The 9641-nt window shown below is 49.4% G+C and carries 10 protein-coding genes and 1 pseudogene; 1 reads left to right on the top strand and 10 read right to left on the bottom strand.

Annotation, left to right across the window (positions count from 1 at the left end; all coding sequences use genetic code 11):
* A partial coding sequence (locus tag A3842_RS27400; RefSeq protein WP_218618702.1) for a VanZ family protein occupies positions 1-385 on the bottom strand: 385 nt, incomplete at its 3' end.
* 187 nt (positions 386-572) lie between these two features.
* Between A3842_RS27400 and A3842_RS27395 the strand changes: the two are divergent.
* A pseudogene (locus A3842_RS27395) lies at positions 573-824 on the top strand (acetylglutamate kinase); the annotation flags it as partial.
* Between the two features lie 30 nt (positions 825-854).
* On the opposite strand, the gene A3842_RS27390 reads toward A3842_RS27395, so the two are convergent.
* From A3842_RS27390 to nirB, 9 genes are all read right to left on the bottom strand, one after another.
* A complete protein-coding gene (locus tag A3842_RS27390) occupies positions 855-2219 on the bottom strand; it encodes a sedoheptulokinase (RefSeq protein WP_083609760.1) in 1365 nt (454 codons plus the stop codon).
* A gap of 37 nt (positions 2220-2256) precedes the next feature.
* Complete coding sequence (locus tag A3842_RS27385; RefSeq protein ID WP_256701899.1) at positions 2257-2718, bottom strand: VanZ family protein; 462 nt, start codon at positions 2716-2718, stop codon at positions 2257-2259.
* Positions 2719-2738: 20 nt separating this feature from the next.
* The gene (locus A3842_RS27380; protein WP_074103407.1) at positions 2739-3617 is read right to left on the bottom strand and encodes a M15 family metallopeptidase; all 879 of its coding nucleotides are present in this window, start codon (positions 3615-3617) and stop codon (positions 2739-2741) included.
* 106 nt (positions 3618-3723) lie between these two features.
* Positions 3724-4818, bottom strand: coding sequence for a HAMP domain-containing sensor histidine kinase (locus tag A3842_RS27375; protein ID WP_074103410.1), 1095 nt, complete (start codon positions 4816-4818; stop codon positions 3724-3726).
* Positions 4811-5500 carry a response regulator transcription factor gene (locus A3842_RS27370; protein WP_074083413.1) on the bottom strand — a complete coding sequence of 230 codons (690 nt, stop codon included), beginning with the start codon at positions 5498-5500 and terminating at the stop codon, positions 4811-4813. Before A3842_RS27370 ends, A3842_RS27375 begins: the two co-directional genes overlap by 8 nt.
* Positions 5501-5641: 141 nt before the next feature.
* A complete protein-coding gene (locus tag A3842_RS27365; RefSeq protein WP_074103406.1) occupies positions 5642-5959 on the bottom strand; it encodes an iron-sulfur cluster biosynthesis family protein in 318 nt (105 codons plus the stop codon).
* 130 nt (positions 5960-6089) lie between these two features.
* Positions 6090-6857: a uroporphyrinogen-III C-methyltransferase gene (gene cobA, locus A3842_RS27360; protein ID WP_074103405.1), complete on the bottom strand. Its 768-nt coding sequence runs from the start codon at positions 6855-6857 to the stop codon at positions 6090-6092.
* Positions 6854-7177 carry a nitrite reductase small subunit NirD gene (gene nirD / locus A3842_RS27355; RefSeq protein WP_074103409.1) on the bottom strand — a complete coding sequence of 108 codons (324 nt, stop codon included), beginning with the start codon at positions 7175-7177 and terminating at the stop codon, positions 6854-6856. Before nirD ends, cobA begins: the two co-directional genes overlap by 4 nt.
* Before the next feature lie 2 nt (positions 7178-7179).
* Entirely contained in the window at positions 7180-9627 is a 2448-nt protein-coding gene (gene nirB, locus A3842_RS27350; RefSeq protein WP_074103404.1) for a nitrite reductase large subunit NirB, read from the bottom strand.
* Between the last annotated feature and the right edge of the window lie 14 nt (positions 9628-9641).

Genomic DNA, 9641 nt, shown 5'->3' with positions numbered 1-9641 from the left:
CTCCAATGCCAAAAAGCCCCTGAATGGTTTCAATTAATAAACTCACTATGAATATAAATAGCAGATTGGTTATTACTTTTTTATTGGCTCTGAATAGTGACAAATATGCGCCCAGAGGAATAAAGATTTCTATATTGCCGCCCACATTAGCAAAAGCGAAACTTTTTATACTGGCTGAGTTGCTAAATATATACTCCTTTATACTATAAAAAGGAATGAGATTGATTGACCTATGTAGTGTCCTCTGACTATTTAACAAATCCACAAGTGAAACTCTTGATAAGATAAATATTTTAAATAAAAAAAGTATGTAACATATGAAAACTCCATATAAAATGACTGTTTCAATTCTCTCTCGTTTATTCATAATACCTCTATTTTTCATTTCTTCCCGCCTATTCTCTGAAATTCAGTGTTATGAACCACTTGGGCGGATATACCATAAGATACGGTATACATGATCTAAGCCTATGCTTCAGAAGCCAGTTTGTACGAAGCTGGTGCAAGGAACATACGCTAAACGTTAAGGAGGAAATTCCATGCAATATCACTGGAGACCCTACTTTCCCGCCGAGAAGAAATGGGTTGCCAATGGCGACCAGATTGTGGAATTCCTCAGCCGCCTCAATCCGTATTTCCCCAAGGAAGAATTCAGACAAATGTTCTATCAGCATCTTGCATTGACAAAAGGGGAAGCAGTAGCTCTGCTCCAAAAGGATTACAAACAAAGTGTTCAGCTGTATGATTCCATCGAAAGGGGAGCATTGGCCATGGCTGATATGCTCACTAATTCGATCATCCGACAGTTCCCGCAGTGCTTCTAATGAATTGCCTCACGTGGGTGAATGGTGACTTCACTCCAAGTATTGACCGGCTTCCTTGAAGCTACCAATTAGCCCAGCGCCAACTGCCGCGCACAAGGCCGCACCGATGGCAGCTTCCTCCGAAGTTGAACTAAGGGTAAGGGGCAGTCCGAACCGCTCTTCCACCTTGGTGCACAGAGCCGGGTTTGCGCGCAACGCGTTGCCGGAGCCGATCAATCGAGTCCAGTGATTCTCAGAACTCATTTGCTTCATACGATTATAAAAAGCATATAGCTCATCAACCATGCCTTGAAGAAAAGCATGGGTCAGCAGGCCCGGAGTGAAATTGTCCAGCGTAATCCCATCTATGCTTCCCCGCGATTCAGAATGCAGCCGTGTCCCCAGAAATTGCGGATTCACAGACAATCCCTCAGTGGACGGTTGCCCGTCTCCGAGTAATTTATCCATAAATGTGTACATATCCTCCTGGGTCTCTCCGGTATAAGCTTCTATAAGCTCACGGATAAACTTCTCCAGAAGCGCATAGGATTTCCCGCCGCTCAGCGCGGCTCCGACCATCAACACACCGCCACCCGGATACGGGCGTGCCTCCAAACCCTCAGCTCCGATGCCCAAATGGTTCATCAGAACGGAGAGCTGGCTTCCGGTGCCGATGTTCAGCAGTATCGATTCTTCGGTAAATGGCACGCTACCCAGAAAGCTCGCCTGATTATCTCCGAGAGGTGTAAATACCGGAATACCTTCCCGGGTTAATCCCAACAGCGTTCCGGATGAAGTTACCTTAGGCAACAGGTCTATATTTATACCTAGCCGTGCAATGGCTTCTTTGTCAAAATCACCCTCAGGGATGCTGTAGCATCCCATTCCTGCAGCTTGGGTGGGATCAACCAGCGGCAACGTCCGCCCGGTAATTCTCATGGCAACATAATCAGCAATGGTACAGAAGCTGACTGCCCTGGGTGGGACAAGGTCATGCTGCAGGTTATATAAATGAGTTGCCAGCCCGTAGCCGGGCGCAACTGAATAGCCGGTGCTCTCCCTCAGTTTCTGCGCTACTGTAAATTGATCATCGTAAGGTTGACCGCCTCTGCCATCCTGCCAGGAGTAAAGCGGGGTCAGATGTTTCCCGGCAGCGTCCGTATACACTATGCCGTGCATTTGTCCGGTCAGACCGATTCCCCGGACCTCCGGCTCCACCGCCGATAAGTTGCTTAGTATACCTTGCACTATATTTAGAATGACTGCGGGATCTTGTAGACGTTCCCAGTCCTCCCGGCTGGCACGCAAGTGCGCCGAATTCTTTTCAGTGATAGAGTGCACAGCCCTGCGGTGTTCCAGATCATAGACCAAACCCGTTATGGAGGTCGTTCCTATATCCATTCCGATGATTTTCACATGCTTGCCTCCTATGTTGAATCTGTTGCGTTATTTCTTATGATTTCTTTTGAAGAACAACAGGTTGAGGGTATATCTTGCAAATAGCATATCCAATAAGGCCTCCGAGCACATTCAGAATCAGATCATCCACATCAAAGCTGCCCATGGCCAAGAGAACCTGTGTGCATTCCAGAGCTGCACTCCATGCTAAAGAGAATAAAAAAGCAGTGAGGAAGCTTCCTTTGCCCGATAGCCGGACGAAAATTCCCTGCGGAATAAAGAGGGCAATATTCCCGAACAAATTCATGAAATCATTGGGCTGCGAGAGCCGGTCCAGATTGCGGTTGATAGAGACAAAGGGAGTAAAGTTGGCAAATGCCAGCCGGTTCTGAATCATCCCAGGGTCTTCCAGCACACTGTGCAGCTGACGCCAGAGCACTTGGATATCCACGGCTCCATACTTAAACAAAATAATTTTTATCAGCAGGTACACGTATAGAGCATATCCCAGTATCAAAAATTTCCGGTTCCGTCGCTTCATCTTTTCCCCCATTTGCTCAGTTCTACAGTGACGATTACCCCATCGATGTTGTTTCCTGAAATCTCATAAGGATGTCCCGCCGGCAATTGAACACTGTCAAGCTCCGAACCCGGTACATAGAGTATGAGATATTTTCGGTTGTCGACCGTGACCTTCAGACGTTTCTGTTGTTTGAGATCGGCAAGATATTCCTCCAGCACCAGGTTCTTCTCCTTCATCAGCAGACTGTGCGGCAGCCCGACATATCGGAAATGCCATGCCTCGTATTTAATCCCGGTGATATTTGTCTTGTCTTTAGGATACCTCAGGATAAATCCATAATGCCATGCGTTGGCCAGCAGCCAGTCCCCCTCCGGAGAATGAGCTATCTCTCCAAGCGATGAGCCAATGTCCAGCGACAACCCTGTGTTATGCTCACTGTGACCCGCAGGAAGCGCATAATCCGCACCTTTTTCACGATAGAGCTTACGCTGCTCATCTTGATCCCGGTACCCGCTGCTGATGCGGAAATGCTCCACCCCAACCCTGGCAGCCGCTTCAGTCAATTCAGAGAACCGTTCGGTTACGCTCCGGGACAGCTCGATGGAATGATCCAGCAGTCCGAAGCCCTGCGTCAACTCCTCATGCTCTGAAAGTGCAACGATATCCGTAGAAACACCTTTCGTATGTATGCGATAATCCTTATTGACCAAAATGAGATTTCCCTGGTGAATTTGTGCTTTGTCTATCTTTATGGTGACAGAGTCTTCTGCAGAAGCGGATATTTCTGACGTATTCACTGTAATGGAGGGATTATGTCCCGGCAGCCCTTCCTTTAGAAAAAACCTGAATACGATGACCAGCAAAACAATGCACAAAAAAAGCCACTTCTTCAATGCAAGCATCTCCCTTTATCATGTGTAAGACCAGATTATAGGGAAAAGCTTAAATACAAAGTGGCCTAAAAATAAAATTTTCCTTAAACTGAAGCCATGATCCCTCTCAAGCATTAAGTGGTAAAGTCACTTTGAAAATGGTACTTGTGATACTACTCTCTACTGTGATGGTGCCGCCATGGCGCTCGACGATATTTTTGGCGATAAAAAGTCCAAGACCCGTACTGTTCTTATCCGATGTGCGTGCCCGGTCACCCGTATAGAACATATCAAAAAGGAACGGCAGCTCTTCCGGTGGGATGAAATGGCCGTAATTCATGACCTGAACAACCGCGTTTCCGTCCTCCGCCCTGCAGTGTATGTCCACATATTGCCCATCCCTGCCGTAGCGCGCCGCATTAGTCAAAAGATTCTCAAAGACACGTGCGAGCAGCTCCCCTTCTGCAGGAATCATCAGCTGTGGCGTAATATGCAGCCTGGAAACCAGTTTGTTCTTCTCAAACAGCGGATACAACTCTTCATTGAGCTGGAACAGCAGCTCGCTTAGATCAATGGGCTTCTTCTCCACAGTAAGCATCCCGTAATTCATACGGGTAATCTCGAACAGCTCTTCAATCAGCTTCTCCAGACGCTGGGATTTAGTATAAGCAATCAGGGTATAATGCCTTGCCTGCTCTGCTGACAAATCCGTGGATTTCAGGATGTAATCCAGATAGCCCAGCACCGACGTCAGCGGTGTGCGGATGTCATGCGCCAGATTCAGCACCAGCTGATCCTTGCTGCTCTCAGCAAAGTCCCCCCTCGCCACAGCCTTTTGCAGCTGTTCACTTGCCCGGTTGATGTCGTCAGCGATAACCTGGAACTCGTCATGAGAGGTAATATCCACGCGGGCGCTGAAGTCACCGTTGGCGAGATTGTGGATGCCTGAGGAGATTTTATCAAAATAGGTGGCGTAGCGTTTGGTCAGCAGAAAGAAGAAGAAGATCGCCAGCGGCACAAACAGAATTAGAAAAAAGTTAACATCGCCGACCCTGTTCATGAAAACCCGCACACGGACAATATCGTCTTCTGCCAGGACCTGCTTATGATAGTACATTTGGAGCCCTTTATAAACCAGATAAGTGAAGAGACCCGAGATCAGCATACTGAGTCCGAACAGCATCAGCATACTAGTGCGGAAACTGCGTTGTTGTCTAGCCATTGAATGCATACCCTACTCCCCATACCGTTTTGATGAACTTCTTGGGGTCCTCGCCCAGCTTCTTCCGGAGGGTGCGGATATGAACCATCACGGTATTCCCGCTGTCGTAATAGGACTCGCCCCATACCTGTTCAAAGAGATTCTCTGCACTGAACACTTTGTTCGGATGACTGGCAAGCAGGTGCAAAATATCAAATTCTTTTGGAGTCAGCTCAACGGTCTGCCCATAGATCGTAACCGTGCGTGTTTCCGGGTCAATGATCAGTCCGCCAACCTGCAGGCTGGACAGGGTATCTGCAGCCGGCTGGTTCAACTGCATGGCCCGGCGAAGCTGGGCATTGACCCGGGCCACCAGTTCCATCGGGTTAAACGGCTTAGTCATGTAGTCATCCGCACCAAGGACAAGCCCCGTTATTTTATCCAAATCAGATGCCTTGGCACTCAAAAAAATAATCGGCATGCGGTGCTGCTCACGGATCTGCCGGGTGACCTCATGACCATCCAGCTCAGGCATCATGATATCCAGTATCGCTAAGTCAACCGGCTGGGTTTGCACTACATGCATAGCCGCTCTACCATTCAATGCCTTGACCGTAAGGTAGCCTTCCTTCTCCAGGTGCATGGCAATCAGATCGGCGATCTCCGCTTCATCATCCGCAATCAAGATTGTAATCGGCTTCATTTCGTCACAGCCTCCAGTTTCAGATGCCTCCCATTATACTTGAAACTGCCATTCCCCGCACCCTCTGCATCAATCCTCAGCCAAACACCAAAAAACCGCTCTAATATAGAGCGATTTGTGGTGTCCCGGGAATCTCCTTACTTACCGGAGATCCTTAACTCTTAGATTGGAACTGAACAATCCTGATGGGCTGGTCAGTTTATAGGAAGGATAGTTCTCCTCAGCTTGCAGTGTCATGGTGGAATCAAACAACGATTCCTGCTGGCGGTCACACACGAAGATGAAGGGCTCGTTCTGAATAACGATGTCTGTATCGTTAGGTCTGTCTACAATCTGGATCACCAGAACTCCATTGCAGCCGCAATCCTCGGTATCATAGAAAAGCTTAAGATATCCCGGCTTACCACCTAGATTCTCTTCAAGGCGTCCGGTCGTCACTTGGTCTAGTTGAATCTGCATATCACCGTTCTCTCCTTTGCATCAGTAAATACAACGCTGTAATCTCTGCAAAGTATAGTCCGTTTGAACCTCTAGGTCCAGTGATTGCGGTCACGTCAATTATGACACTCCGGCAAAAGGCACCTCCGGTTTAGCCGATCTGGGAGCGTACACCCTTTTGAAGCCCCAGTAGCTGATCTCTTACCGCTACGGATTCACCAATAATGATAAGGGCCGGATTGCTAATCTTCAGTGCGGCAGCGAGCTTATCCATATTCCCCAGCGTTCCTGTCACTGTCCGTTCACGGGAAGTCGTTCCATTCTCGATCAGCGCAGCCGGTGTTGCCGGATTCTTCCCGCACTTCAATAACTGCTGCCGGATGTCAGTTAGTGTACTAACACCCATATAAATGACGAGAGTATCCACACTATGGACAAGACCCTCCCAGTGTGCAGCTGAAGCCTGATCATGGCAGCGGCTCCCGGTTACAATCGCAAATGATGCAGCCAACCCGCGGTGGGTCAGCGGAATTCCGGCAGAAGCCGCAGCACCGATGGCCGACGTGATGCCAGGAATAACTTCATAATCAATTCCGGCTGCAGCAACAGCCAATGCTTCTTCGCCGCCTCTCCCGAAGACATAGGGGTCGCCTCCCTTTAACCGGACGACATGATTACCTGCAGAAGCATATTTAATGATTAGCTGCTCAATAGCCTCCTGCGGCATGGAATGATGCCCGGGCGCTTTACCGACATAGATCCGAAGCGCTTCCGGCTTGCCGTAGCTGAGAATTTCTTCACTCACCAGCCGGTCATAGAGAATGACATCAGCGCTTTGAATTCTGCGCATGGCTTTGATGGTAAGGAGTTCCGGGTCACCGGGACCTGCTCCGACTATTGACACACTTCCCTGGATCATAGGCTTCCCTCCAGAGTTAAATAGATGGAACCGCTGCTACTGTCCACTTCTACCTCATAAGTAACTACATGACCATGATCCGGCGCCTGCACAGTCCCGCTGTGCAGGTCAATCCGCCAATCATGCAGCGGACAGTGTACCTTGGAACCACAGACCATTCCTTCCGATAAGACTCCGCCTTTATGCGGACATTTATTCTCTACAGCAAGGACTTCTCCATCCGACAGGCGGAACAGTGCGATTTCTTTGTCCCCCATTCTGACGATACGGGAGCCTTTCACATCAATATCCGTCACCTTGCCCACCAGTATTTTGGTCATTGTCATATGGCTTCCCCCCTCAATACCGTCTTCATCTCAGTCATTTGCTCGAAATTTTTACGCAGTTCCGGTTCATTCACGATTTGCTTCCAAGGATCGGTGGTAAGACTGAGCGCAGTCTGGATTCTCTCCTGAAGGGCAAGTCGGTCCTCCTGTACCTCAAGTGCCGCTTTGATACTGTCCAGACCTACCCGTTCAACCCATTGCGCGGTCCGTTCATTCCATCCGGCATTCTCCCGGTAATATTGCAGGAAAGCGCTGGCCCACTCCATGACCTCATCATCGGTTTTGACCACACAGAGCAGGTCGGTTGCCCGCACATGCACACCGCCATTTCCTCCAATGTGCAGTTCCCATCCGCCATCAATCGCTACTACGCCAAAATCCTTAATCGTAGCTTCCGCACAATTGCGGGGACAGCCTGATACTGCAAGCTTCACCTTACCCGGTGTGTTCAGCCGTTCAAATGCTTTCTCGAGCTTGATTCCCATGCCCATGGCATCCTGGGTTCCGAACCGGCAAAAGGTGGAGCCCACGCAGGTTTTGACCGTACGCAGTGTCTTTCCGTAAGCATGTCCTGAAGGCATATCCAGCTCTTCCCACATCTTGGGCAAATCTTCTTTTTTGACTCCGAGCAGATCCAGTCTCTGACCACCGGTAAACTTCACCAGAGGAACATCAAATTTGGCAGCAACCTCGGCGATCTTCATGAGTTCAGCGGGAGAGGTGACCCCACCATAGATCCGGGGAACAACGGAATAGGTTCCATCTTTCTGGATATTGGCGTGATAGCGTTCGTTGGTAATGCGGGATTCCTTTTCATCCACATATTCTTCCGGCCACAGCATCCCCAAATAGTAATTTAGCGAAGGACGGCATTTGGGACAGCCCTCTTCGTTATTCCATTCCAGGACATTCATGACTTCCTTGACGGTCTTCAGCTCCATGCGCTTAATTTCAGCGACAATCTCGTCACGTTCTAAGGTTGTGCAGCCGCAAATCCCTTCCTTCACCGTTACGACATGATCTCCGGCATATAGTTGAAGAAGTCCCTCCACCATGGGTTTGCAGCCGCCGCAGGATGCGGAGGCTTTGGTGCAGGCCTTGATCTGGCCCACACTTGTGCAGCCTCCGGATTGAATGGCTTCGGCAATGGCTCCTTTCGAAACTCCGTTGCAGCCGCAAATAATTTCATCATCGGCCATCCCTTCAAGCCGGTTGCCTTTGGGAGAAGCCAGCGCATCTGAGGATAGGCCAAGCAGCAGTTCTTTTTCTTTGCCTTTAATATTCTCACCGTTCTTTATTATGGAGAAGAGCTGTGTGCCATCACCAGTGTCACCGAATAATACCGCGCCGACCAGCTTGTCATCCTCAATAACCAGCTTCTTGTAAACCCCGTCGATCTCGTCCTGATATCTAAGCGCCCGGGTACCCGGCCGTTCTATGAACTGGCCTGCTGAGAATACATCGACACCGGACACTTTCAGTTTGGTCGAGGTTACAGAGCCGGAATAACCTTCCGTGGCGACCTGCGCCAGTCTTTTGGCAAGAACCGCACCTTGTTCGTACAGTGGAGCCACAAGTCCATAAGCGATTCCTCTATGCTCGGCACATTCGCCTACGGCGTAGATTCCAGGAATGTTGGTCTCCATAAAATCATTGACGATGATGCCCCGGTTAATCTCTACGCCGCTCTTCTGCGCCAGTTCAACATTGGGTTTGATCCCCACTGCCATAACGATCAGATCCGCCTCGGCAACCTCACCGTCTGCGAACAGCAGGCTTTTGACTCTCTTTTTACCGAGAATCGCTTCGGACTGCTTGCTCAGCAGGAACTTCATCCCCTGCTCTTCCAGCTCCTTGCGGAGCATGATGGAAGCCGGTTCATCTAACTGGCGTTCCATAATATACGGATGAATGTGGACAACAGATACTTCCATTCCCAGATGAAGCAAACCTCTGGCCGCTTCCAGTCCCAACAGCCCTCCGCCGATTACTACAGCTTTACGGTACGTTTGTGAGGTTTCCTGCATCATCTGACAATCCTTGATGTCGCGGAAAGCGATTACGCCTTCCTTATCTGCTCCCGGCAGCGGCAGCATAAACGGATTGGAGCCAGTAGCCAGAATCAGCTCATCATAAGGCAGCACCACCCCTTGATCCGAGAATACTTTGCGCTGTACCGTGTCAATTTTTGTAATGGTATGACCCATATATAGACGGATCCCGTGGCTGTGGTACCACTCTAGATCATTGATGACGATTTCTTCCATACTGGTCCCGCCTGCCAGGACAGAAGACAGCATAATCCGGTTGTAATTTGGATGCGGTTCGGAGCCGAAGATGGTAATCTCGTAAGCCTCCGGGGATAATTTCAATAAATGCTCGATGGCCCGTACCCCCGCCATTCCGTTGCCCACCAATACGAGTTTTTTGCGAATATGTGACATCTGTCTCTCTCCTC

The organism is Paenibacillus sp. P3E (assembly GCF_001909045.1).
Classification (GTDB): domain Bacteria; phylum Bacillota; class Bacilli; order Paenibacillales; family Paenibacillaceae; genus Paenibacillus_AQ; species Paenibacillus_AQ helianthi.
Note: the sequence above shows the minus strand (reverse complement) of the source record. Positions and strands in the feature narration are given on the sequence as shown.